The sequence below is a fragment of the Mycolicibacterium sp. ND9-15 genome, from assembly GCF_035918395.1.
Lineage (GTDB): Bacteria > Actinomycetota > Actinomycetes > Mycobacteriales > Mycobacteriaceae > Mycobacterium.
The window spans coordinates 4,246,562-4,270,810 of record NZ_CP142362.1; the positions used below are offsets into that span (position 1 = coordinate 4,246,562).

At 68.2% G+C, this 24,249-nt stretch carries 19 protein-coding genes; 17 read left to right on the forward strand and 2 right to left on the reverse strand.

The window, feature by feature from the left end; all coding sequences use genetic code 11:
• Nucleotides 1-227 precede the first annotated feature (227 nt).
• The 5 genes from QGN32_RS20325 (at nt 228) to QGN32_RS20345 (ending at nt 5,967) form a co-directional block, all read left to right on the forward strand.
• Nucleotides 228-2,174, forward strand: coding sequence for a 2-oxoacid:acceptor oxidoreductase subunit alpha (locus QGN32_RS20325; protein ID WP_326546059.1), 1,947 nt, complete (start codon nt 228-230; stop codon nt 2,172-2,174).
• The gene (locus tag QGN32_RS20330; RefSeq protein WP_326546060.1) at nt 2,171-3,274 is read left to right on the forward strand and encodes a 2-oxoacid:ferredoxin oxidoreductase subunit beta; all 1,104 of its coding nucleotides are present in this window, start codon (nt 2,171-2,173) and stop codon (nt 3,272-3,274) included. The genes QGN32_RS20325 and QGN32_RS20330 overlap by 4 nt, the downstream gene beginning before the upstream one ends.
• Nucleotides 3,275-3,284: 10 nt before the next feature.
• A complete protein-coding gene (mobA, locus tag QGN32_RS20335; protein ID WP_326546061.1) occupies nt 3,285-3,875 on the forward strand; it encodes a molybdenum cofactor guanylyltransferase in 591 nt (196 codons plus the stop codon).
• A gap of 1,042 nt (nt 3,876-4,917) precedes the next feature.
• On the forward strand, nt 4,918-5,241 hold the full coding sequence (locus QGN32_RS20340; protein WP_326546062.1) for a transglycosylase family protein: 324 nt from the start codon (nt 4,918-4,920) through the stop codon (nt 5,239-5,241).
• A gap of 216 nt (nt 5,242-5,457) precedes the next feature.
• Entirely contained in the window at nt 5,458-5,967 is a 510-nt protein-coding gene (locus QGN32_RS20345; protein ID WP_326546063.1) for a transglycosylase family protein, read from the forward strand.
• A gap of 15 nt (nt 5,968-5,982) precedes the next feature.
• On the opposite strand, the gene QGN32_RS20350 is transcribed toward QGN32_RS20345, so the two are convergent.
• A complete protein-coding gene (locus QGN32_RS20350) occupies nt 5,983-7,149 on the reverse strand; it encodes an FAD-dependent oxidoreductase (protein WP_326546064.1) in 1,167 nt (388 codons plus the stop codon).
• 88 nt (nt 7,150-7,237) lie between these two features.
• Between QGN32_RS20350 and QGN32_RS20355 the strand changes: the two genes are divergently transcribed.
• The 12 genes from QGN32_RS20355 to proB all read left to right on the forward strand — a co-directional run bounded on the left by QGN32_RS20355 (nt 7,238) and on the right by proB (nt 22,855).
• Nucleotides 7,238-9,247: a S9 family peptidase gene (locus tag QGN32_RS20355; RefSeq protein WP_326546065.1), complete on the forward strand. Its 2,010-nt coding sequence runs from the start codon at nt 7,238-7,240 to the stop codon at nt 9,245-9,247.
• A 10-nt stretch (nt 9,248-9,257) separates the two neighbouring features.
• Nucleotides 9,258-10,544, forward strand: a complete 1,287-nt coding sequence (locus tag QGN32_RS20360) for a saccharopine dehydrogenase family protein (protein ID WP_326546066.1) — start codon at nt 9,258-9,260, stop codon at nt 10,542-10,544.
• 90 nt (nt 10,545-10,634) lie between these two features.
• Entirely contained in the window at nt 10,635-11,213 is a 579-nt protein-coding gene (locus QGN32_RS20365) for a DUF937 domain-containing protein (RefSeq protein ID WP_326546067.1), read from the forward strand.
• A 94-nt stretch (nt 11,214-11,307) separates the two neighbouring features.
• A complete protein-coding gene (locus QGN32_RS20370) occupies nt 11,308-13,959 on the forward strand; it encodes a valine--tRNA ligase (RefSeq protein WP_326546068.1) in 2,652 nt (883 codons plus the stop codon).
• A complete protein-coding gene (gene folC / locus QGN32_RS20375) occupies nt 13,956-15,389 on the forward strand; it encodes a bifunctional tetrahydrofolate synthase/dihydrofolate synthase (RefSeq protein WP_326546069.1) in 1,434 nt (477 codons plus the stop codon). Before QGN32_RS20370 ends, folC begins: the two co-directional genes overlap by 4 nt.
• Nucleotides 15,386-15,817 carry a DUF4233 domain-containing protein gene (locus QGN32_RS20380; protein ID WP_442791733.1) on the forward strand — a complete coding sequence of 144 codons (432 nt, stop codon included), beginning with the start codon at nt 15,386-15,388 and terminating at the stop codon, nt 15,815-15,817. Before folC ends, QGN32_RS20380 begins: the two co-directional genes overlap by 4 nt.
• Before the next feature lie 27 nt (nt 15,818-15,844).
• Complete coding sequence (gene ndk, locus QGN32_RS20385; RefSeq protein ID WP_326546070.1) at nt 15,845-16,264, forward strand: nucleoside-diphosphate kinase; 420 nt, start codon at nt 15,845-15,847, stop codon at nt 16,262-16,264.
• A 319-nt stretch (nt 16,265-16,583) separates the two neighbouring features.
• Nucleotides 16,584-19,382, forward strand: a complete 2,799-nt coding sequence (rne, locus tag QGN32_RS20390) for a ribonuclease E (RefSeq protein ID WP_326546071.1) — start codon at nt 16,584-16,586, stop codon at nt 19,380-19,382.
• Nucleotides 19,383-19,556: 174 nt separating this feature from the next.
• Nucleotides 19,557-19,880, forward strand: a complete 324-nt coding sequence (rplU, locus tag QGN32_RS20395) for a 50S ribosomal protein L21 (protein WP_326546072.1) — start codon at nt 19,557-19,559, stop codon at nt 19,878-19,880.
• Between the two features lie 46 nt (nt 19,881-19,926).
• On the forward strand, nt 19,927-20,193 hold the full coding sequence (gene rpmA / locus QGN32_RS20400; protein WP_326546073.1) for a 50S ribosomal protein L27: 267 nt from the start codon (nt 19,927-19,929) through the stop codon (nt 20,191-20,193).
• Between the two features lie 83 nt (nt 20,194-20,276).
• A complete protein-coding gene (obgE, locus tag QGN32_RS20405) occupies nt 20,277-21,722 on the forward strand; it encodes a GTPase ObgE (RefSeq protein ID WP_326546074.1) in 1,446 nt (481 codons plus the stop codon).
• Nucleotides 21,719-22,855 carry a glutamate 5-kinase gene (proB, locus tag QGN32_RS20410; RefSeq protein ID WP_326546075.1) on the forward strand — a complete coding sequence of 379 codons (1,137 nt, stop codon included), beginning with the start codon at nt 21,719-21,721 and terminating at the stop codon, nt 22,853-22,855. The genes obgE and proB overlap by 4 nt, the downstream gene beginning before the upstream one ends.
• A gap of 21 nt (nt 22,856-22,876) precedes the next feature.
• Here the strand turns inward: proB and QGN32_RS20415 are convergent, their stop codons facing one another.
• On the reverse strand, nt 22,877-24,121 hold the full coding sequence (locus QGN32_RS20415; RefSeq protein ID WP_326548954.1) for an IS701 family transposase: 1,245 nt from the start codon (nt 24,119-24,121) through the stop codon (nt 22,877-22,879).
• Nucleotides 24,122-24,249: the final 128 nt, after the last annotated feature.

Sequence of the window (24,249 nt, forward strand, 5' to 3'; positions counted from 1 at the left end):
CGGAAAACACAGTTGTGTCTCACAGTATGCATCAACACAGCGTCTGAGCTGTGTGTTCGACGGCCGGTTTGCGACGCGCCCACGGCGAGGCCGGTGAAGGGCTACCTAAGAGAAGTGCAATAATCGGTACTGGCAGTGACATAAAACTTGGTGGACGTCCCGCCGACGGCGCGGTCGGCACGTTGTGATCCGGAGGACATCCCCAGAAGGCGTGGAAGGCAGGCCTCGTGGCAGCGAACGACAACGCGGTCAGTGCGGGGAGTGCGGGACCTCGACAGAGGCTCGAGAAGGTCGTCATCCGCTTCGCCGGCGACTCCGGCGACGGCATGCAGCTCACCGGTGACCGGTTCACCTCCGAGGCCGCCCTGTTCGGAAACGACCTTGCCACGCAACCGAATTACCCCGCGGAGATTCGCGCGCCGCAGGGCACTCTTCCCGGTGTGTCATCGTTCCAGATCCAGATTGCCGACTACGACATCCTCACCGCGGGTGACCGCCCCGATGTTCTTGTCGCGATGAACCCGGCGGCGCTGAAGGCCAACGTCTCCGATCTGCCGCGCGGCGGCCTGATCATCGCCAATTCCGATGAGTTCACCAAGCGCAACCTCGCCAAGGTCGGCTATGAGGCCAACCCGCTGGAAACCGAGGAACTGTCCGAGTACGTCGTACAGGCCGTTCCGATGACCACCCTGACGCTGGGGGCAGTCGAGTCGATCGGCGCCACCAAGAAGGACGGTCAGCGCGCGAAGAACATGTTCGCACTCGGCCTGCTGTCCTGGATGTACGGCCGCGAACTCAAGCACAGCGAGGCGTTCATCGGCGAGAAGTTCGCACGCAAACCCGACGTCGCCGAGGCCAACGTGCTGGCTCTCAAGGCCGGCTGGAATTACGGCGAGACCACCGAGGCGTTCGCCAGCACCTACGAGGTCGCGCCCGCCAAGCTCGAAACCGGTGAGTACCGCCAGATCTCGGGTAACACCGCGCTCGCGTACGGAATCGTCACCGCCGGGCAACTCGCCGACCTGAAGGTCGTGCTCGGCACGTATCCGATCACGCCGGCCTCGGACATCCTGCACGAGTTGTCCAAGCACAAGAACTTCAACGTGCTGACCTTCCAGGCCGAGGACGAGATCGCCGGTATCGGCGCGGCCATCGGCGCCTCGTACGGCGGCGCACTGGGCGTCACCAGCACGTCGGGTCCAGGCATCTCGCTGAAGTCCGAGGCGATGGGTCTGGCGGTGATGACCGAACTGCCGCTGATCGTCATCGACGTTCAGCGTGGCGGCCCGTCGACCGGCCTGCCGACCAAGACCGAGCAGGCAGACCTGCTGCAGGTGATGTACGGCCGCAACGGCGAATCGCCGGTGGCGGTGCTGGCCCCCCGGTCGCCGTCCGACTGCTTCGACGTGGCCGTGGAGGCCGTCCGCATCGCGGTCGGCTATCACACGCCGGTGGTCATCCTGTCCGACGGCGCAATCGCGAATGGTTCTGAGCCGTGGCGGATTCCGGATGTCAGCACCTACCCGGCGATCGAGCACACGGTCGCCAAGCCCGGCGAGCCGTTCCAGCCGTACGCGCGCGACCCCGAGACGCTGGCCCGGCAGTTCGCCATTCCTGGCACGCCCGGCCTCGAACACCGGATCGGCGGCCTCGAGGCGGCCAACGGCTCGGGCAACATCTCTTACGAGCCGAAGAACCACGACCTGATGGTCCGCTTGCGGCAGGCCAAGGTCGACGGCATCACGGTGCCCGATCTCGAGGTCGACGACCCGACCGGGGACGCGGAGTTGCTGATACTCGGCTGGGGCTCGAGCTATGGGCCGATCGGCGAGGCCTGCCGGCGGGCGCGTCGCAAGGGCATCAGGGTCGCCCAGGCGCATCTGCGCCACCTCAACCCGTTCCCGGCCAATCTCGGCGAGGTGCTGCGGCGCTATCCGACGGTCGTTTGTCCGGAGATGAACCTCGGGCAGCTCGCGCTGCTGCTGCGTGGCAAGTACCTGGTCGACGTGCAGTCGGTGACCAAGGTGGAAGGTATGGCGTTCTTGGCCGACGAGGTCGAGGGCGTCATCGATGCCGCGCTGGACGGAACGTTGGGTGAGAAGGAAATCGACAAGGCCAAGTTCGCACGGCTGGCGGCTGCCACCGTCGAGACTGGTGTGGGAGCGAGCGCATGACGACAGCGAGAAGTGAACCGGATCGCGCATCTGCACAGTTGATCGGAGCCGATCTCGGGTTGACGGCGGGCACCAGTCGGGTGCCGACGACCGATCAGCCGCAGAAGTCCAAGGACTTCACCAGCGACCAGGAGGTCCGCTGGTGCCCTGGCTGCGGTGACTACGTCATCCTCAACACCATCCGCAACTTCCTGCCCGAACTGGGGCTGCGTCGTGAGAACATCGCCTTCGTCAGCGGCATCGGCTGCTCGAGTCGCTTCCCGTACTACCTGGAGACGTACGGGTTCCACTCGATCCACGGTCGCGCCCCTACGATCGCCACTGGCCTGGCCCTGGCGCGCGAAGACCTGTCGGTCTGGGTCGTCACCGGCGACGGTGACTCGCTGTCGATCGGCGGCAACCACCTGATCCACGCGCTGCGACGCAACATCAACATCACGATCCTGCTGTTCAACAACCGGATTTACGGCCTGACAAAAGGGCAGTACTCGCCCACCTCCGAGGTCGGCAAGGTCACCAAATCCACCCCGATGGGCTCGTTGGACTACCCGTTCAATCCGGTGTCCCTGGCGCTCGGCGCCGACGCCACGTTCGTCGGCCGCGCGCTGGACTCCGACCGCAAGGGGTTGTCCGAGGTGCTGCGCGCCGCCGCCGCGCACCGCGGGGCGGCGCTGGTCGAGATTTTGCAGGACTGCCCGATCTTCAACGACGGCTCGTTCGACGCGCTGCGCAAGGAAGGCGCCGAAGAGCGGCTGATCAACCTCACCCACGGCGAGCCGGTCACGTTCGGCGCCGACGGTGAGTACTGCGTGGTGAAGTCGGGTTACGGCCTGGAAATCGCCAAGACCGCCGACGTGTCGGCCGCCGAGATCGTCGTCCACGACGCCAACCTCCAGGACCCGGCGTATGCGTTCGCGTTGTCGCGGCTGTCCGAGCAGAACCTCGAGCACATGGTGATGGGCATCTTCCGTCAGGTGAGCAAGCCGACCTACGACGACGCCGCCCGCCACCAGGTGGCCACGGCCCGCAGCGAGAAGGCCCACGACACGGCAGCGCTTCAGTCACTGCTTCGGGGCAAAGACACCTGGACCGTCGACTAACGTCACGATCATGACGACCACCGTTCCGCTGGCCGCAATCATCCTGGCGGGCGGGGCTTCCCGCCGCATGGGCCGCGACAAGGCCACCCTGACCTACGAGGGCACCACGCTGGTCGAGCGGATGGTGAGCATTCTCGGGCCGCGGTGCACCCCGGTCTTGGTGATCGCGGCTCCCGGCCAGGCGTTGCCCCCGCTCGACGCCGAGGTTCTGCGCGACGAGGTGCGCGGAGTGGGCCCGCTGCTGGCCACAGGACGCGGGTTGCGGGCCGCCGCCGAGGCCGGTGCCGAGTTGGCGTTCGTCGCCGCCGTGGACATGCCGCTACTGACGGTCGATTTGCTAGACGAGCTCGCCGCGCCGGCCGTGCGCCTCGGCGCGGACGTGGTGCTGCCGTGGGACGGCCGCGACCACTATCTCGCGGGCGTCTACCGAACCGCGCTGGCCGGGCGCGTCGCCGAACTGGTGGCCGCGGGCGAGCGCAGCATGCGGGCGCTGGTCGAGCGGGTCGACACGCAGCGGATCGTGATGCCCGAGCAGCCGGCGCTGACCAACGTCAACACCGCGGCGGACCTTGCCGCGATACGCAGCGCACAAATCGCCTAGCAAATTCAATGAACGAATTTCCAGTCGATTCAGAATTGTTCAGCTTCAATTCGCGACAGGCAATCACCGTGGGTATCGGCCGTGATGAAACCCGAGCAAGCGAGCGAATGGGCCCGCCACTGATAATCGCCGCGGGCGGGAAATGGCGATGCGAAACCATCTGGCTCCCAATGGCTTTCGGTCAGACCGGTCGGGTATGCCGAACAGATTCGGTCAACAAGCGGCTGGATTGCGACGCCGTCGGAAATCGGGCGGGGGCCGTCGGAGCCGGTCGGCACTAGCGTAGAGGTGACCCACAGGGGGGGTGATTGCGGGCGCCCGCGGCACCAAGCCGCCTCAACTCCAACCTGTGACCGCGAATCCTGGTTTGTGACAACGACTTCGGCCTAACGCGGCGGTAACCGACTGTTGTCCCCGAGGCGGCCGGCGGCAGAGCAGTCGCCGCCTCTGACCGGTAATCCGTTTGGGCACAGACGATTCGGGTACTACGACTTCGATAGGCGCGCAGCGAACGGATGGCTCCAAAGTGCCGGCTGGTGCGGTTCGCCGTCACTTTCGCGAGGATGCTGCAGATTTCGTCGTGCGCGCGCGTTCTGCGGTGGGCACCGGCGTGTTCCGGCTCACAAATTCCCCGTGAAATGGGTCACGCGAACGCGCTGTACGGGAGACCGTTACGAGTCCGTCAAAGCTCGCGATGACCTGCGATAACGAAAAGGCATCGGCGTCGTGATCAGTCCGTGATCTTGCTGCGACACGCCACTCAGGCGATGTGACTTCGGCGCGAGCGGTTTGTACGGTCCCAAACAGCTCTACCCGGAGCAAATAATTTCAAACCACGAACCTGTGTGTGAGTGGGGCTGTTAGGGGGCCATGTGACCTCCAGCGGCCGCCGGGGCTGACGCCCGGCGAGGCATTTCCCGCCCCCCGCTGTCGTACCTGACCGAGACGGTGCGGCCCGATTCCCTGCCTGGTCGACAGGCATCTCACCCCGCGCGCTTTGGCGCGGGCGTGTGTCGGCGCGCGCGTGGCGAAAGGATAGAAGTTGAAGAACATCCGCAAGACATTTGGCCTGGCGACCTTTGCCGGTGCGCTCGCGTTGGCGCCGATGGCACTGGCCACCGGCACTGCCAATGCGGACAGCGTGAACTGGGATGCCGTCGCGGCGTGCGAGTCGGGCGGCAACTGGTCCATCAACACCGGTAACGGCTATTACGGGGGCCTGCAGTTCAGCATGAGCACCTGGCGGTCGAACGGCGGGAGCGGTTCGCCCCACAACGCGAGCCGTGCGGAGCAGATCCGTGTCGCCGAGAACGTCCTGCAGTCGCAGGGCATCGGCGCGTGGCCGTCCTGCGGGGGCCGCGGCTAGTACCCGATTCGTCGACGAGAACAGGCGGTGCCGGATGATCCGGCACCGCCTGTTCTTTTCTCAGGGGGCTCTTATGCCAGATAAGCAACAAATAAAACTCTCGACTCTTCTGTAACGCGTGACGTCGATCACTCGACAGACCGAATGACCGCAGCGGAGATCGAGGGGTTCTTCCGATGCGGCCTTGTGCCAAACGGTCGGGGAAGGACCGCAGTGATGACGATTCGTACCGCAGTTACCAAGGTCCTCTGGGCCGCTGTGATCGCCGCAGCGCTCGCAATCGTGCCCATGGTGCTCTCAGGGCCTTCTATGGCCACGGCCCACGCGGACTCGGTGAACTGGGACGCGATCGCCGAGTGCGAGTCGGGCGGCAACTGGTCCATCAACACCGGCAACGGCCACTACGGCGGCCTGCAGTTCAAGCAGGCTACGTGGGCCGCCAACGGCGGAGTCGGCAACCCGGCGACCGCGTCGCGCGCCGAGCAGATCCGCGTTGCCGAGAACGTGCTGCGCACTCAGGGCCTGAAGGCTTGGCCGAAGTGCGGACCCCGCGGGGCCACACCCGCCGTGTGGACGACCCCGTCTGCGCCGGCCACGCGCACCGCGCAAGCCAAGGCGACCGGTTGCGCGGCGATGCCGTCACGCGGCCTGTTCGGCTTCGTCAACCCGCGTCAGATGTGCTCGGCGCTGCTCAACCCGATCGGGTCGGTTGCGGGCGCACGCTGAACCTTCCGCCCCTGCTCATACCGCAGAAAGATCGCGGTCGGTCGGCGGTGTGAACGCCGACCGCGCCGCCACCGCGGCAAGATGGCGGGCCACCAGCGCCTCCGGACCCAGCACCGTCGCGCGGCTGGCTAGCCCGCTGAGCAACGGCGGCAAATTCACGACGCGGCCGATGAAGCGCGACTCGCGGACCAGCGACCGGACTCGCGGGCGGCGAAACGCTACGAACCGTGCGAACGCCGAGGCGATGTCGTCGTCACCGTCGACGAACCTGGCCAGGATCGCGGCGTCCTCCAAACCCTGACAGCCGCCCTGTCCGAGATGCGGCCGCATCGGATGTGCCGCGTCGCCCACCGCCACGACCGGCCCCCGCGACCACCGGCGCGCCTCGTCACGGTCGTACAGATCGTTGCGCAGGACCTCGCCGGGTTCGGTCGTCGCCAAAATCTCGGGGATGGGCGGTGCCCAGGAGGCGAACCGCTCCTCGAGGTAAGCCAGCTCACCCTGTGGCGCAGTCGTCGCCTCGGGTACGCGTTCGGTGGCGAACCAGTACGTGTTGTCCGCGTCGAGCGGCACGTGGCCGAACTCGACCGCCGGGCCGAATGTCTCGCCCGCGAGTTCGGCGTCGATCCGGCAGCGCGCGACGCCGCGCCACGCCGTGTAGCCGACGTACCGGTTGTGCAGAGGCCCGTTGAGGTGACGGGCCACCATCGAATGGGTGCCGTCGGCGCCGACGACCGCCTCGGCCGCCAGCACCGTGGCATCCGCCAACCTGACCCGCACGCCGTCGGCAGTCACCGCCAGCGCCTCCGCGGCCACCCCGGCGCGCAGGGTGCCGTCGGCAAGCGCACCGGCGAGGATCGACGTCAACGCCGACCGCCGGATGACGACCAGGGGTTCGCCGAGCGCCTCGACGATGCGTTGCGATGCGGGGCGCCGCAACCACGAGCCGTCCCGCCAGCGCGCCGCGCCCGCGGTGACGCTGCCACCGGCCTCGCGCACCGGATCGCCCAGACCGATGTCGTCGAGCGCGGCCAACGCGTTGGGCCAGATGCTGATTCCGGCGCCTGAGGACCTGTCGGCGCGCTCCTCGATGAGCGTCACGTCGTGTCCGCGCTGCTGTAGCGCGACGGCGCTCGCCAGTCCGGCGATGCCCGCGCCGATGACCAGGATCTGCTTCGGCATGCGTCGAACGTAGCGCGCGAAGCGCGCCGGGTTCACAGGCCGTTCGGCGGCGCCGGTGCCGGCACCCTGGTGTGCTACGAACGGGGGCATGACCGCGACGGCCCCCGGCACGCCCTTCGACGACCTCGACGAGTACATCGCGCTGCCGCGGGTGTCGGGGCTGGCGCTGTCGCCCGACGGCAGGCGGTTGGTGACCACCGTCGCGGAACTCAACGACAAGAGAACCGAATACGTCAGCGCGGTATGGGAGGTCGACCCCGCCGGGGCGCAACCGGCGCGCCGGTTGACCCGCGGAGCCAAGGGGGAGTCGGCGCCTGCCTTCGCCGCCAACGGCGACCTGCTGTTCGTCGCCGTCCGCCCCACCGCCGACGACGACAAGCCGCCCGCCAAGCTGTGGCGGCTACCGGCGGACGGCGGCGAGGCGGCGGAGGCGCTGTCGCTGCCGGGTGGTGTCGAGGCGGTGCGACCCGCACGGGAGGCTGACGTGGCAGTGGTGCGCTCACCGCTGATGCCCTCGGCGCAGACCATCGGCGAAGACCAACGGCTGCGAGATCTGCGCAAGGACAACAAGATCACCGCGGTCCTGCACACGGGCTATCCGATCCGGCACTGGGACTCCGATCTCGGGCCGGGTGAACCGCACCTGCTCGGCGTGAATCCGGCTGGTGACCCGCGGGCCGAGGACGTCCGCGATCTGACCGCAGCACCGGGTGGGGCGCTGCGCGACTGCGATTTTGACATCAGCGCCGACGGGTCCTTTCTGGTCACCACGTGGCAACGACCGGCGCCGGGCGCGTCCCGGCATTCGGTGCTGGTGCGGATCGACTTCGACGGTGGCGAGCGCACGGTGCTGGTGGAAGAACCGGCCGCGGACGTGTGGGGCCCGGCCGTCTCGCCGGACGGTTCGACGGTCGTCTACCGCCGCGAGACGTTCTCGACGCCCGAGACTGCGCCACGAATCACGTTGGGGTGTCTTCGGTTCGGCGGTGAACCGCAGGTGGTCGCCGCCGATTGGGACCGGTGGCCGGCGTCGGTGACATGGCTGCGAGACGGTTCGGCGGTCATCGTGACCGCCGACCAGGATGGCCGGTCTCCGGTGTTTCGTGTCGATCTCGCCGACGGTGCCGTGACCCAGTTGACGTTCGACGACTACTGCTACTCGGACGTGGTGACCGCACCGGACGGTGCGCTGTTCGCGTTACGAAGCTCCTATGCCGCGCCGCCTCACCCGGTGCGCATCGATCCCGACGGCGCGATCACCGAACTGCCCTGTGTGGCGTTGCCACCGCTGCCGGGCACCCTGACCGAGCTCGAGGCGACGGCCGAGGACGGCACGAGGGTGCGTTCGTGGCTCGTGCTGCCGACCGCCGACGGCGAGGCGCCGCTGCTGCTTTGGATCCACGGCGGCCCCCTGAGCAGCTGGAACGCGTGGTCTTGGCGCTGGAACCCGTGGTTGCTCGCTGCCCGGGGTTACGCGGTGCTGTTACCGGATCCGGGGTTGTCGACCGGTTATGGCCAGCGTTTCGTTCAACGCGGCTGGGGGGCGTGGGGCGGCGCCCCGTTCGAGGATTTGATGGCGGCGACGGACGCCGTGTGCGCGCATCCGCGCATCGATGCGGACAGGACCGCGGCCATGGGCGGCTCGTTCGGCGGCTACATGGCCAACTGGGTGGCCGGCCACACAGACAGGTTCGACGCGATCGTCACGCACGCCAGTCTCTGGGCGCTCGACCAGTTCGGCGCCACCACCGACTCGTCGTACTACTGGCTGCGCGAGATGACCCGGGAGATGGCGCAGACGAACTCGCCGCACCACCACGTCCACCAGATCCGCACACCGATGCTGGTGATCCACGGAGACAAGGACTATCGCGTGCCGATCGGCGAGGCGCTGCGGCTGTGGTACGAGTTGCTGACGCGCTCCGCGCTGCCCGCCGACGAGGACGGCAACAGCTCGCACCGGTTTCTGTACTTCCCGTCGGAGAACCACTGGGTGCTCACCCCGCAGCACGCCAAGATCTGGTATCAGGTCGTGACCGGGTTCCTGGCCCGCCATGTGCTGGGCGAGGACGCCGAGGCGCCCGAGTCGCTCGGGTAGCGTCGCGGCTATGAGCGCATCGGAGCCGGAAGGCCGGCGACACCAGACCTCGCAGCGGGAATTCGACATCGTCTTGTATGGGGCCACCGGCTTCGTCGGGAAGCTGACCGCCGAATACCTGGCGAAGGCGGGTTCGGGGGCCCGCATCGCGCTGGCGGGCCGATCGCGCGACAAGCTGCTCGCGGTGCGAGATACATTGGGAGACAACGCACAGTCCTGGCCGCTGATCACCGCGGATGCTTCGCAACCGTCGACGTTGAACGCGATGGCCGCTGCCGCCCAGGCCGTGGTGACCACGGTGGGGCCCTACGCCCGCTACGGGCTGCCGTTGGTCGCGGCCTGTGCGGCGGCGGGCACCGATTATGCGGATCTGACGGGCGAGTCGTTGTTCATTCGCGAGAGCATCGACCTGTACCACAAACAGGCCGCCGACACCGGCGCGCGCATCGTGCACTCGTGCGGATTCGACTCCATCCCTTCGGATCTCACCGTTTTCGCCCTGTACCGGCGGGCGCAGCAGGACGCCGCGGGCGAGCTCACCGACACCAACCTGGTGGTACGGGCCTTGAAAGGGGGCGTCTCCGGTGGCACGGCCGCCTCGATGATCGAGGTCATGCGCGCGGCTTCGTCGGACGCCGAGGCGCGACGGGTGATGAACGACCCCTACACGCTCACCTCGGATCGCGCCGCCGAACCCGAACTCGGCGGCCAGCCAGACCTGCGCTGGCGGCGAGGCGGCGAGATCGCGCCCGAACTCGAGGGGTATTGGGTGGGACCTTTCGTGATGGCGGCGGTGAACACTCGAATCGTGCGGCGTAGCAACGCTCTACTCGATTACGCGTATGGGCGTGGGCTGGAGTACGGCGAGCAGATGAGCATGGGCAAGTCGGCGCTCGCGCCGGTCGCGTCGGCGTTGGCCGCGGCGGGCAATGCGACGACGATGGCGTTGGGCAGCCGCTACTTCCACCGGGTGCCGCGCAAGCTGGTCGATCGTGTCCTGCCCAAGCCGGGCACCGGCCCGAGCGAACGCACCCGCGAGAACGGCCGTTACACCGTCGAGACGTACACGTCGACCACCACGGGCGCGCGGTACCGGGCCGTCATGTCGCAGAAAGGGGATCCCGGCTACAAGGCGACGTCGGTGCTGCTCGGGGAATCCGGGCTGGCGTTGGCGCTGGATCGCGACCGGCTTTCCGACCTGCGCGGCGTGCTCACGCCCGCCGCGGCGATCGGCGACGCGCTGCTCGCTCGCTTTCCCGCCGCCGGAGTGAGGTTGGAGACGGCCCGCCTCGGCTGATTTCGCTGCGCGGAACCCATGTAGCTCGTGGTCGCGAGGACTATTGTCAGGTTCGCGGTGCAGGATCCCAGCGACGAAGGTAGATGTGTCATGGCCGATCTCGACGAACTGTTCAATCAGATTCCCACCCAGCAGATCGCGGGCCGGTTGGGCGCCGACGAGAGCGAGGTGAACAACGCCATCCGGACGCTGGTTCCGGTGCTCGTCGGCGGTTTGCAGCAGAACGCCAGCGATCCCGCCGGCGCGTCGGGTATCGAGTCGGCGGCCACCAACCACGCGGGACTGCTCGACGGCGGGGTGAGCGTCGACCAGGTGAATGAGGCGGACGGGGCGAGGGCCGTCGCCAAGATCTTCGGTGGCAACGACACCGGCCAGGTCGCCTCGGCGCTTGCCGGCGGCGGCGCCGGCAACAGCGACCTGATCCAGAAACTGCTGCCGATCCTGACGCCGATCGTGCTCGCCTACATCGGCAGGCAGTTGACGAAGGGGTCGGCGCCCGAGCAGCAGTCCGGCGGCGGCGGTCTCGGCGACGTGTTGGGTGGCATCCTCGGCGGAGGCAGCGGCGGTGGCGACAACCCGCTCGGCGCCATTCTGGGCAGCGTGCTCGGGGGCGACAAAGGCGGCGGTCTCGGCGACATCCTCGGCGGGCTGCTCGGCGGCAAGAAGTAGCGCCTCGGTCTGGGAAAAGACGAGAAATGCCCCTTTTTCCAGCAGGTATCGGGGCACTTCGTGTCTTCTCGAGCGTCGTTCCTAGAATTGCGGGGTGACCCCCCGCCCCGAATCATCTGCGCAAGCCCTGCCCAAGTCCTGGGAGCCGGGCGCAGTAGAGAGCGACCTCTATGAGGGCTGGGTCAAGGCCGGCTACTTCACCGCCGACGCGGCCAGCAGTAAGCCGGGCTACTCCATCGTGCTGCCGCCGCCCAACGTGACCGGCAACCTACACATGGGTCATGCACTGGACCACACGTTGATGGACGCGTTGACCCGGCGCAAGCGGATGCAGGGGTATGAGGTGCTGTGGCTGCCGGGCATGGACCACGCGGGCATCGCCACGCAGACGGTCGTGGAGAAGCAACTCGCCGTCGACGGCAAGACCAAGGAGGACTTCGGCCGCGACCGGTTCATCGAGAAGGTCTGGGACTGGAAGCGGGAGTCGGGCGGCACGATCGGCGAGCAGATGTGCCGTCTCGGCGACGGCGTGGACTGGACCCGGGACCGGTTCACCATGGACGAGGGCCTGTCCCGCGCCGTGCGCACGCTTTTCAAGCGACTTTTCGACGCCGGGCTGATCTACCAGGCCGAGCGCCTGGTCAACTGGTCGCCGGAGCTGGAGACCGCCATCTCCGACCTCGAGGTCAGATACGAGGACGTCGAGGGTGAGCTGGTGTCGTTCCGCTACGGCTCGCTCGACGACGACGAACCCCACATCGTGGTCGCCACCACTCGCGTCGAGACGATGCTGGGCGACACGGCGATCGCCGTGCACCCCGACGACGAGCGCTACCGTGATCTGGTTGGCAAGACGCTGGCCCACCCGTTCATCGACCGCGAGATCGTGATCGTCGCCGACGAGCACGTCGACCCCGAGTTCGGCTCCGGCGCCGTCAAGGTGACGCCCGCGCACGATCCGAACGACTTCGAGATCGGCCTGCGTCACCGCCTGCCGATGCCGTCCATCATGGACACCAAGGGCCGGATCGCCGGCACCGGAACCGAATTCGACGGTCAGGACCGCTTCGAGGCGCGGGTCAAGGTGCGCGAGGCGCTGGCCGCCGAGGGCCGCATCGTCGCAGAGAAGCGGCCGTACGTGCACAGCGTCGGGCACTCGGAGCGCAGTGGTGAGCCCATCGAGCCGCGGCTCTCGCTGCAGTGGTGGGTACGGGTGGAAGCCTTGGCCAAGGCTGCCGGTGACGCAGTTCGCAACGGCGACACCATGATTCACCCGCCCAGCCTCGAACCCAGGTGGTTCGCGTGGGTGGACAACATGCACGACTGGTGCATTTCGCGCCAGCTGTGGTGGGGTCATCGCATCCCGATCTGGCACGGACCCGACGGCCAGACCGTGTGCGTCGGCCCCGGCGAGACCCCGCCGGAGGGCTGGGAGCAGGACCCCGATGTGCTCGACACCTGGTTCTCCTCGGCGCTGTGGCCGTTCGCCACCATGGGCTGGCCCGACCGAACCCCCGACCTGGCGAAGTTCTATCCGACCACCGTGCTGGTCACCGGCTACGACATCCTGTTCTTCTGGGTGGCACGGATGATGATGTTCGGCACGTTCGTCGCCGACGATTCAGCGATCACGCTGAACGGGGCCCGCGGCCCGCAGATGCCGTTCGAAAACGTCTTCCTGCACGGGCTGATTCGCGATGAGCATGGTCGCAAGATGAGCAAGTCACGCGGTAACGGCATCGACCCCCTGGACTGGGTGGAGGTCTTCGGAGCCGACGCGCTGCGGTTCACGTTGGCGCGGGGCGCAAGCCCCGGCGGTGACCTGTCGATCGGCGAGGATCACGCCCGCGCGTCGCGCAATTTCGCCACCAAGCTGTTCAACGCCACCCGGTTCGCCCTGATGAACGGGGCCGCACCTGCGCCGCTGCCCCACGCCGACGATCTCACCGACGCCGACCGGTGGATTCTCGGTCGCATGGAAAAGGTTCGCGCCGAAGTGGATTCGTCGTTCGACGCCTACGAGTTCAGCCACGCGTGCGAGTCCCTCTACCACTTCGCCTGGGACGAGTTCTGCGACTGGTACGTCGAATTGGCCAAGGTGCAGCTCGCAGAAGGCGCCAACCACACTACGGCGGTGCTGGCCTGCGTCCTCGACACGCTGCTCAAACTGCTGCATCCGGTGATGCCGTTCGTCACCGAGGTGTTGTGGAAGAACCTGACCGGTGGCGAGTCGCTGGTGATCGCCGACTGGCCGACGCCCTCGGGCATCGAACTCGATTCCGTTGCGGCCCGACGGGTCAACGACATGCAGAAGCTCGTCACCGAGGTGCGCCGCTTCCGCAGCGACCAGGGCCTCAACGACCGGCAGAAGGTGCCCGCCCGGTTGTCCGACATCGACGACGCGGATTTGCAGGCGCAGGCGCCTGCGGTCCGCTCGCTGGCCTGGCTGACCGACGATGCCGACGGGTTCGCGCCGACGGCGGCGATCGAGGTGCGGCTGTCCCGCGGGACGGTGACCGTGGAGGTCGACACGTCGGGCACTGTGGACCTGGCCGCCGAGCGGCACCGGCTGGAGAAGGACCTCGCGGCCGCAAAGAAGGAATTGGCCGGCACCACAGGGAAACTCGGTAACGAGGCGTTTCTGGCCAAGGCGCCTGCGGAGGTGGTCGAGAAGATCCGCGGCCGCAGCCAGATCGCGCAGGAGGAAGTCGACCGCATCGCCGCGAGGCTCGAGTCGCTGAAATGACCGATCCGGCGGACCTGCCGGCACCCGCGGACGTCCCGACGCCGGACGAGATCGCGGCGCTCCTGCAAGTCGAGCACCTGCTCGACCAGCGTTGGCCGGAGACGAAACTCGAGCCGAGCACGGCGCGCATCTCGGCGCTGCTGGAACTGCTCGGCTCGCCGCAGCGTGGCTACCCGGCGATCCACATCGCGGGCACCAACGGCAAGACGTCGGTGGCGCGGATGGTCGACGCGCTGCTGACCGCGCTGCACCGTCGCACCGGCCGCACGATTAGCCCGCACCTGCAATCGGCCGTCGAACGGATCTCGATCGACGGCAGGCCGATCAGCCCCGCGACCTACGTCGACACCTACCGCGAAATCGAACCGTTCGTGCAGCTGGTCGACCAGCAGTCCGAGGCGGCCGGTGGCCCGCGCCTGAGCAAGTTCGAGGTGGTGACCGCCATGGCGTTCGCCGCCTTCGCCGACGCGCCGATCGACGTCGCCGTCGTCGAGGTCGGCCTCGGCGGGCGCTGGGACGCCACGAACGTCGTCAACGCCCCCGTCACGGTGGTCACCCCGATCGGGGTCGACCACGCCGAGTACCTCGGCGACACCATCGCCGACATCGCCGCCGAGAAGGCGGGGATCATCACCAAGCAGCACGACGATCTCCTACCGACCGAGACGGTCGCGGTTATCGGCCGGCAGCCGCCCGAGGCGATGGAGGTGCTGCTGGCCCAGGCGGTGCGCGCCGACGCGGCCGTCGCGCGCGAGGACTCGGAGTTCGCGGTGCTGGACAGGCGGGTCGCAGTCGGAGGGCAGCTGCTCGAACTGCAAGGCCTCGGCGGCCTGTACCCCGAGGTCTTGCTGCCGCTGCACGGCGAACACCAGGCCCACAACGCCATCCTGGCGCTGGCGGCCGTCGAGGCCTTCTTCGGCGCCGGGGCGCAGCGCCAACTCGACGTCGAGGCGGTGCGGGCGGGTTTCGCGGCGGTGACCAGCCCGGGTCGGCTGGAACGGATGCGCAGCGCGCCGACGGTTTTCATCGACGCCGCCCACAATCCGGCGGGCGCCGCCGCGCTGGCGCAGGCTCTGCAGGAGGAGTTCGATTTCCGCTTTTTGGTCGGCGTCGTGTCGGTGATGGGCGACAAGGACGTCGACGGCATCCTCGCCGCGCTGGAACCCGTGTTCGACCAGATCGTAGTCACCCACAACGGGTCGCCACGCGCGCTCGACGTCGAGGCGTTGGCGCTGCTCGCCGAGCAGAGGTTCGGCCCCGAACGGGTGCTGGCCGCCGCCACGCTGCCCGACGCGATCGAGACCGCGACGGCGCTGGTCGAGGAGGCCGGCAGCGAAGGGGAACTGTTCGGGGGCGCCGGGATGGTGATCACCGGCTCGGTCGTCACCGCGGGAGCGGCGCGCACGCTGTTCGGAAAGGACCCGCAATGACCGCTCCGCCCCCCGACCCCGGCTCCGCGGCTCCCGATCCCGAAGTCGCCGCGTCGGCTCCAGACCCTTGGCGGAGCTTTCGCGGCGTGATGGCCGGGACGCTCATTCTGGAAGCCATTGTGGTGCTGCTGGCGCTGCCGGTGGTGGGACGCATCGGCGGTGGGCTCACAGCGGCCAGCGGCGGTTATCTCGTCGGGCTGGCGGCGGTGTTGGTGCTGCTGACCGGCCTGCAGGGTAGGCCGTGGGCGATCTGGGTGAACCTGGCCATGCAGGTGGCACTGATCGCCGGCGTCTTCGTGCACGGCGGGATCGGCTTCATCGGCGTCGTCTTCCTGGTGGTATGGCTGCTGATCGCGTACCTGCGTGCCGAGGTGCTGCGCAGGCAGAAGCGCGGCCTCCTGCCCGGACAGCAGCGTCCTGCCGAGTAGTCCGGTTGGGCGGCTATTCTGTCGGCCGTGACTGAGCCGACTGAGCGGACCCTCGTGTTGATCAAGCCCGACGGCGTCAAGCGGCGCCTCGTCGGCGAGATTCTCGGCCGAATCGAACGGAAAGGGCTGACGTTCGCGGCGCTGCAGCTGGTGACCGTCAGCGACGAGTTAGCCCGCAAGCACTACGCCGAGCATGAGGGCAAGCCGTTCTTCGGCTCGCTGCTCGAATTCATCACGTCGGGCCCGGTGGTGGCGGCCATCGTCGAGGGCCCGCGCGCGATCGCGGCGTTTCGGCAGGTCGCCGGCGGAACCGACCCCGTCGAGAAGGCCGCCCCCGGCACCATCCGCGGTGACCTGGCGCTGATCACCCAAGACAACCTCGTGCACGGCTCGGATTCGCCGGAGTCCGCGGCGCGCGAGATCGAACTCTGGTTCCCCAGCAAGTAGCGGGTGATTCCGCGATATCACGGCCGCGCTCGCCCAGCCTGGTCGGGCGGGGCGACGTGATGTGGGATACTTGGCTCGGGTAGCCGGCCGCTAACGGGGGCCGGACGCCCGAATGAAGACTCAGACGTGCGCGACCATCGCCACGCGTGATGCGGCGCCGACCGTCCAGCCATCATTCAGACCGGCACCGGGATGGTCCACCAGTGGACCCCCCGGGGCGAGACCACAACAGAGCTCGGGCGAAGTCACCCGGGTCAATAGCGGAAGCCCTCGCGTGGCCGCGTCAAACACGACGCGCCCGGGGGCTTAAGGAGACTACGTGGCCGAAGATGTCCCGACCCAAGACCTTTCAGAAGACACACGACAGGCGCAGGACGCTCAACCGGAGGGGTTGAGAGTCGATTCGCTGGCCCAGGTGCTCGGCACCACCAGCGAGCGGGTTCTCGAAGCGCTGACCGCGCTGGACGGTCGACCTCGCACCGCCGAGTCCGCCGTCGCAGACGACGAGGCGCAACGGGTGCGACAGGCGCTCGCCGAGCGCCCAGACGAGCCGACCGACCCCGAACCCGCCGACACGTCCGAAGCCACCGACGGTGACGAACCGGAATCCCGGTTGATTCTGGAGACCCCCGTGGCGGAGACTCCGGAGCGCGCCGAATACATGCCGCTGTTCGTGGCGCCGCAACCGGTCGAATTCGACTACGACGCCGGTGCCGACGCCCACTCCGACGACGATGACGATGATGACGACGACGGCGACGGCCAAGACGCGGAGGACGACCAGTCCGAACGGCCGTCGGGGCGGCGTCGCCGCCGTGGCCGGCGCGGCCGCGGGCGGGGCCGCGGGGAGCAGAACGGTGACGACTCCGATACCGACGGCGACGACAGCCAGGGCAGCGACCAGGACGACGAGTCGGACGACTCCGACGAGGACACCGGCGACGACGAGAACACCGGCGCGGATGGCGCCACCCGCCGTCGTCGCCGCCGTCGTCGTCGTAAATCCGGCTCGGGGGACGACAGCGACGGAGGCGGGTCGCCCGACGACCCGCCGAACACCGTCGTCCACGAGCGAGAGCCGCGGAAATCGACGCGAGGCGACAAGTCCGCCCAAAGCGGCGATGGCGAGATCCAGGGCATCAGCGGATCGACCCGCCTGGAGGCCAAGCGGCAGCGCAGGCGGGACGGCCGCGATGCCGGCAGGCGCCGTCCGCCGATTCTGAGCGAAGCCGAGTTCCTGGCCAGGCGCGAAGCCGTCGAGCGGATGATGGTCGTCCGCGACAAGGTCCGCACCGAGCCGCCGCACGAGGGCGCCCGCTACACCCAGATCGCGGTGCTCGAGGACGGTGTCGTCGTGGAGCACTTCGTCACCTCGGCCGCCTCCGCCTCGCTGGTCGGCAACATCTATCTCGGCATCGTGCAGAACGTGCTGCCCTCGATGGAGGCTGCCTTCGTCGACATCGGCCGCGGACGCAACGGGGTGCTCTACGCGGGCGAGGTGAACTGGGAGGCCGCCGGGCTCGGCGGCGCGAACCGCAAGATCGAGCAGGCGCTCAAGCCGGGCGACTACGTCGTCGTCCAGGTCAGCAAGGACCCCGTCGGGCACAAGGGCGCCCGATTGACGACGCAGGTCTCGCTGGCCGGCCGCTACCTGGTCTACGTGCCGGGGGCCTCCTCGACCGGGATCAGCCGCAAGCTTCCCGACACCGAACGTCAGCGGCTCAAGGAGATCCTGCGCGAGGTCGTGCCGCCCGATGCCGGGGTGATCATCAGGACCGCGTCGGAGGGCGTCAAGGAAGAAGACATCCGCACCGACGTCGAACGTCTGGCCAAGCGGTGGACGGAGGTCGAGGCCAAGGCCGCGGACATCACCGCGAAGAAGGCCGGCGCGGCGGTCGCGCTGTACGAAGAGCCTGACGTGCTGGTCAAGGTGATCCGCGACCTGTTCAACGAGGACTTCACCGGGTTGACGGTGTCCGGCGAGGACGCCTGGAAGACCATCAACGACTACGTGAATTCCGTTGCGCCCGAACTTCTTCCGCGGCTGACGAAGTACGAACCGGGGTCACCGGACGGCCCCGACGTGTTCGCCGTGCACCGCATCGACGAGCAACTGACCAAGGCGATGGACCGCAAGGTGTGGCTGCCGTCGGGTGGGACGCTGGTCATCGACCGCACCGAGGCGATGACGGTCATCGACGTCAACACCGGCAAGTTCACCGGCTCGGGCGGCAACCTGGAGCAGACCGTCACCCGCAACAACCTCGAGGCGGCCGAGGAGATCGTGCGCCAACTGCGGCTGCGCGACATCGGCGGCATCGTCGTCATCGACTTCATCGACATGGTGCTCGAGTCCAACCGCGACCTGGTGCTGCGCAGGCTGACCGAGGCGTTGGCGCGCGACCGCACCCGTCACCAGGTTTCCGAGGTGACCTCGCTGGGCCTGGTGCAGCTGACGCGAAAGCGGCTCGGCACCGGTCTCGTGGAGGCGTTCTCGACGCCGTGCACCCACTGCGCCGGGCGGGGGATCGTGCTGCACGGCGACCCCGTGGACTCCACGTCGGGAAGCGGACGCAAGTCGGAGAACGGTGGCGGGCGACGTGGTAGGCGCGGCAAGCGCGGCGGCAAACCCGACGACGTCGCGGTCGCCAAGGTGCCCCCGCACCCCGCGGGCGAACATCCGATGTTCAAGGCGATGGCGGCCGCCAACGGTCGCCATGACGAAGACGACGAGGACGACACCGCCGAAAGCCCTGAACGGAAGCCCGAAGAGGTCGCCGAGACCGATTCCGAGGCCATCCGTACCGCGGTGATCGACTCCGGGGAGGACGACATCGAGGACCTCGAGGAGGAGGACTACGACGAGTCCGAGGACGACTCCGACTCGGACGAGGACGAGGACGACGACGAGATCGATCTGGACTCCGACGACGACGACATCGACGACGACATCGAGGTCATCGGCGCCGATGACGATTCCGATGACGAGTACGACGACTCCGATGACGACGACTCCGAGGAGTACGTGGCGCCACCGCCGCCGGCGGCCGTCTCCGGCGGGCGGCATCGGCGCCGCGCGGCCGCTCGGCCTGCGGGCCCGCCGACCCACGAGCGCTGATCCCGCGCCGACGAGCCGTGACCTGCGGTGATTTGACCCTCATGCGGCGACTCAAGTAGCCTTGAGCAGTTGTCGCCAGGCTCTGGAAACGCGAGTCGGCGGCAGTCGGAAATCCAGACCAGCGCAGCAGCAAGTAGCGCGCGCCCACTGAACGACGTAGGAGTAAGCAGGACGATGGCAGCCGACAAGGTTACGTACGCAATCGTCAAGACCGGCGGCAAGCAGTACAAGGTCGCCGTCGGTGACGTGGTGAAGGTCGAGAAGCTCGACTCCGAGCCGGGCGCCAGCGTCTCGCTGCCCGTGGCCCTCGTCGTGGACGGGTCGAAGGTGACCGCCGACGCCAAGGCGCTGGAAAAGGTCGCCGTCACCGGTGAGGTCCTCGAGCACACCAAGGGCCCCAAGATTCGCATCCACAAGTTCAAGAACAAGACCGGCTACCACAAGCGGCAGGGACACCGTCAGCAGCTGACCGTCCTCAAGGTCACCGGCATCAAGTGATGAGCCGTCAGGCGAAGAACAGAAAGCACTGAGGGGAACCACAGACATGGCACACAAGAAGGGCGCGTCCAGCTCGCGTAACGGTCGTGACTCCGCCGCACAGCGGCTCGGCGTCAAGCGGTTCGGCGGCCAGATCGTCAAGGCCGGCGAGATTCTGGTGCGGCAGCGGGGTACTCATTTCCATCCCGGCACTAACGTCGGCCGTGGCGGTGACGACACGTTGTTCGCCACGGCTCCCGGCGCGGTCGAGTTCGGCTCCAAGCGCGGCCGCAAGACCGTCAGCGTCGTGCGACCGTCGCCCCAGGAGGCCTGACTTTCCGCCGCGAATGTGAAGCTGCTGCGACTTCAGGCTGAGATCCGGCGGTAGCTTCACACTCGTCACGGAAAGGAAGTCCGATGCCCCGGTTCGTCGACCGCGTCGTGATCCACGCGCGGGCCGGCAACGGCGGTAACGGCTGCGCGTCGGTGCACCGCGAGAAGTTCAAACCCCTCGGCGGCCCGGACGGCGGCAACGGCGGCCGCGGCGGCAGCGTGATCCTGGTCGTCGATCCGCAAGTGCACACGCTGCTCGACTTCCATTTCCACCCGCACGTCGTGGCGCCGTCCGGCAAGCCGGGCGCGGGCAGCAACCGGGACGGGGCCGCGGGCGCAGATCTCGAGGTCAACGTTCCCGACGGCACCGTCGTGCTCGACGAGCACGGCCGGCTGATCGCCGACCTCGTCGGCGCCGGCACCCGCTTCGAAGCCGCCGCCGGCGGCCGCGGCGGTCTGGGCAACGCCGCACTGGCGTCGCGGGCGCGCAAGGCCCCGGGCTTCGCGCTGCTGGGCGAGAAGGGCCAGGCCCGCGACCTGACCCTGGAACTCAAGACCGTCGCCGACGTCGGGCTCGTCGGGTTTCCGTCCGCGGGTAAATCCTCGCTGGTCTCGGTCATCTCGGCGGCCAAGCCGAAAATCGCGGACTACCCGTTCACCACGCTGGCGCCCAACCTCGGCGTGGTGTCTGCCGGGGGCAACACCTTCACCGTCGCTGACGTGCCCGGCCTGATCCCCGGCGCGTCGGAGGGACGCGGGCTCGGATTGGACTTCCTTCGCCACATCGAACGCTGTGCGGTGCTGGTGCACGTGGTCGACTGCGCGACGATGGAACCGGGCCGCGACCCCGTCTCCGACATCGACGCCCTGGAAGCCGAGTTGGCCGCGTACACGCCGACGCTGCAAGGGGATACGACGCTCGGCGACCTCGCGGAACGTCCGCGCGCGGTGGTGCTGAACAAGATCGACCTGCCCGACGCGCGGGAGCTGGCCGACTTCGTGCGCGACGAGGTCGAGCGCAGGTACGGCTGGCCGGTGTTCGAGGTCTCCACTGTCACCCGAGAAGGGTTGCGGCCGTTGACGTTCGCCCTGTGGGAGATGGTGTCGGCTTACCGTGACTCACAGCCCGCGCCGGCTGCGCGCCGGCCCGTCATCCGGCCCGTCCCCGTGGACGAGAGCGGCTTCACCATCGACCCGGACGGTCACGGCGGCTTCGTCGTACATGGGATTCGACCCGAACGATGGGTCGCCCAAACCGATTTCGCCAATGACGAGGCGGTCGGATATCTCGGCGACCGGCTGGCACGGCTCGGTGTGGAAGAGGAACTGTTCAAGCTGGGCGCCCGGCCCGGATGCGCCGTCACGATCGGGGAGGTCACGTTCGATTGGGAGCCACAGACCCCTGCGGGGGTGGACGTGCCGATGTCGGGCCGTGGCACCGATCAGCGCCTCGAGCAGACCGACCGGGTCGGCGCTGCTGACCGCAAGGCCGCCCGCAAGGAGCGACGCAAACCCGGCGGTGAGTCATGACGGCCCCCGTGCACTCCGGCGATTCGGCGCACCGGGAAGCGATCCGGACCGCGCGCAGCGTCGTCGTCAAGATCGGCACCACGGCGCTGACCACGCCGTCCGGGGTGTTCGACGCCAGCAGGCTCGCCGTACTGGTCGAAGCCATCGAAGGCCGGATGAAGGCCGGTTCGGACGTGGTGATCGTGTCGTCGGGGGCGATCGCGGCGGGTATCGAACCGCTGCGACTGTCGAAACGCCCCACTGACCTGGCGACCAAGCAGGCGGCGGCCAGCGTCGGGCAGGTGGCGCTCGTCAATGCGTGGAGTGCGGCGTTCGCCCCGTACCAGCGCACCGTCGGACAGGTGCTGCTGACCGCGCACGACATCTCGATGCGGGTGCAGCACACCAACGCACAACGCACACTCGACCGGTTACGGGCATTGCACGCGGTGGCGATCGTCAACGAGAACGACACCGTGGCCACCAACGAGATCCGGTTCGGGGACAACGACCGGCTCTCGGCGCTGGTGGCGCACCTGGTCGGCGCCGACGCGCTGGTGCTGCTGTCAGACATCGACGGGCTTTACGAGTCGGATCCTCGAAAAGCGCGCGAAACAGGCGGGGCGCGCTTCATCTCCGAGGTTGCGGGGCCGGGCGATCTGGACGGTGTGGTGGCCGGCCGGAGCAGCCATCTGGGTACCGGAGGAATGGCGTCGAAGCTGTCGTCAGCCCTGCTGGCCGCCGACGCAGGGGTGCCGGTGCTGTTGGCCGCCGCATCGGACGCGGCGGCCGCGCTGGCGGACGCGTCGGTCGGCACGGTGTTCGCTCCGCGACCCGAGCGGATGTCGGCGCGCCGGTTCTGGGTGCGGTACGCCGCCGAGGCCGCGGGCGCTCTGACGCTCGACGACGGGGCGGTGCACGCAGTGGTACGACAGCGGCGCTCGCTGCTGCCCGCGGGCATCACCGCGGTGTCGGGGCGCTTTTACGGCGGCGACGTCGTCGAGTTGCGATCGCAGGGCGGGACGATGGTCGCGCGCGGCGTGGTCGCCTACGACCGCGGCGAACTGGCGTCGATGTTGGGCCGGTCGACGTCGGACCTGCCGCCGGAACTGCGGCGCCCGGCGGTCCACGCCGACGATTTGGTGGCCGTCTAATACTGCAGCCGTAGATCGGGATCATTGATTTAGGCGTCGTCGGTAGTGCGATATCCGTGCTCGGTACTGGTGGCGTCTTCGCCATCGTGACCAGGCCAGCAGGCTGGTGAGGGTCTGGTTGGTGACGAGCAGCAGGGCGTCGAATAGTCGACGAAACTCGTTGACTGTCAAGGCGATCAGGCCTGTCGGGGCGGGTTGAGTGTCGCGTTCGATGGCGCAGGCCACGGCCAAGAAGGCATGCGCGAGCATGGCCAAGGTGGTCCAGCGATACCAGGAAGTCCAGCGCCGGACCTGATGCTGGTCGAGGCCGACAAGACCTTTGGCAGCTTGGAAGGATTCCTCGATGCGCCAGCGTTGTCCGGCCACGGCAACCAGGGTGCGCAGCGGGACCGGCCGCGGGCTGTAGCAGCGTAGGTAGGCGTGCTCGCCGGTCGTATCGTTGCGGCGGATCAGCAAATGGTGCACACCGTTGTCGGTGTCGTCTTCAGGTAGCAGCCGAAACCACGCCCAGGAGTACAGCCGGGGGCCGTGTGCCCCGGCGCCGGCGGAATGGCGCTGCCAAGCGTGAGCCGGGATCAACGCCGGCAGCGCATCGACGCGTATCGGACCGGCGTGAGTGGGCACCCGGCGGTTGGCCGCGATCGCCAGCACGTAGCCCAGGCCGTGCGTGCGCACGTCGGCCCGCAGGCGCGGGTCAGCGCCGTAGACTTCATCGCCGGCCACCCACCCCGCGGGAATCTTCGCCTCGACAGCGCGGGCGATCAGCGCCCGGGCCAGCCCCGGCTTAGTCGAAAAACCCCTGTGCTCGTGGGGAATCCCCGCATCGGTGCAGCGGTCAGGATCCTCGGTCCAGGACTTGGGCAAATACAGGGCCCGGTCAATCAGAGCGTGTCCGCGGGGTGCGGCGTAGGTCAGATACACCGCCACTTGGGAGTTCTCGATGCGGCCCGCGGTACCAGAGTATTGGCGCTGCACACCGACCGAGCGGGTGCCCTTCTTGACATCCCCGGTTTCATCGACGACCAGGATCGCCTCGTGATTTCCGAAGGCGTCGATGACGTAGTCGCGCAGATCGTCGCGAACGTCATCGGCGTCCCAGCTGGCGCGTGCCAGCAGATGCTGCAGACCATCGGGCGTGGCCGCGCCGCGGTGCTCGGCGATCGTCCAGCAATTCTTGCGATCCAGACCCGACACCAGTCCGGCCATCAACGCGCCGGCATGCCGCAGCGGCTCGTAGCGGGCAAAACGCGGCGCGATGCGGTCCAACACCGCCGAGAACTCGGCCTGCCATCGGTCAGGGTCTACGCTATGAACCGCGGCGGCCGCGGCATTTTCTGTTGTCTTCACAAACTCTGAACAATGCCGCGGTCACCGCCTCGACCTGGGCAGACACG

Excerpts from the sequence above, each read along its gene's own strand:
- mobA (WP_326546061.1), top strand. The coding sequence starts at position 3,285 with ATGACGACCACCGTTCCGCTGGCCGCAATCATCCTGGCGGGCGGGGCT.
- QGN32_RS20330 (WP_326546060.1), top strand. The coding sequence starts at position 2,171 with ATGACGACAGCGAGAAGTGAACCGGATCGCGCATCTGCACAGTTGATC.
- QGN32_RS20360 (WP_326546066.1), top strand. The coding sequence starts at position 9,258 with ATGAGCGCATCGGAGCCGGAAGGCCGGCGACACCAGACCTCGCAGCGG.
- QGN32_RS20345 (WP_326546063.1), top strand. The coding sequence starts at position 5,458 with ATGACGATTCGTACCGCAGTTACCAAGGTCCTCTGGGCCGCTGTGATC.
- QGN32_RS20380 (WP_442791733.1), top strand. The coding sequence starts at position 15,386 with ATGACCGCTCCGCCCCCCGACCCCGGCTCCGCGGCTCCCGATCCCGAA.
- obgE (WP_326546074.1), top strand. The coding sequence starts at position 20,277 with ATGCCCCGGTTCGTCGACCGCGTCGTGATCCACGCGCGGGCCGGCAAC.
- rplU (WP_326546072.1), top strand. The coding sequence starts at position 19,557 with ATGGCAGCCGACAAGGTTACGTACGCAATCGTCAAGACCGGCGGCAAG.
- QGN32_RS20365 (WP_326546067.1), top strand. The coding sequence starts at position 10,635 with ATGGCCGATCTCGACGAACTGTTCAATCAGATTCCCACCCAGCAGATC.
- QGN32_RS20350 (WP_326546064.1), bottom strand. The coding sequence starts at position 7,149 with ATGCCGAAGCAGATCCTGGTCATCGGCGCGGGCATCGCCGGACTGGCG.
- rpmA (WP_326546073.1), top strand. The coding sequence starts at position 19,927 with ATGGCACACAAGAAGGGCGCGTCCAGCTCGCGTAACGGTCGTGACTCC.
- QGN32_RS20355 (WP_326546065.1), top strand. The coding sequence starts at position 7,238 with ATGACCGCGACGGCCCCCGGCACGCCCTTCGACGACCTCGACGAGTAC.
- proB (WP_326546075.1), top strand. The coding sequence starts at position 21,719 with ATGACGGCCCCCGTGCACTCCGGCGATTCGGCGCACCGGGAAGCGATC.
- folC (WP_326546069.1), top strand. The coding sequence starts at position 13,956 with ATGACCGATCCGGCGGACCTGCCGGCACCCGCGGACGTCCCGACGCCG.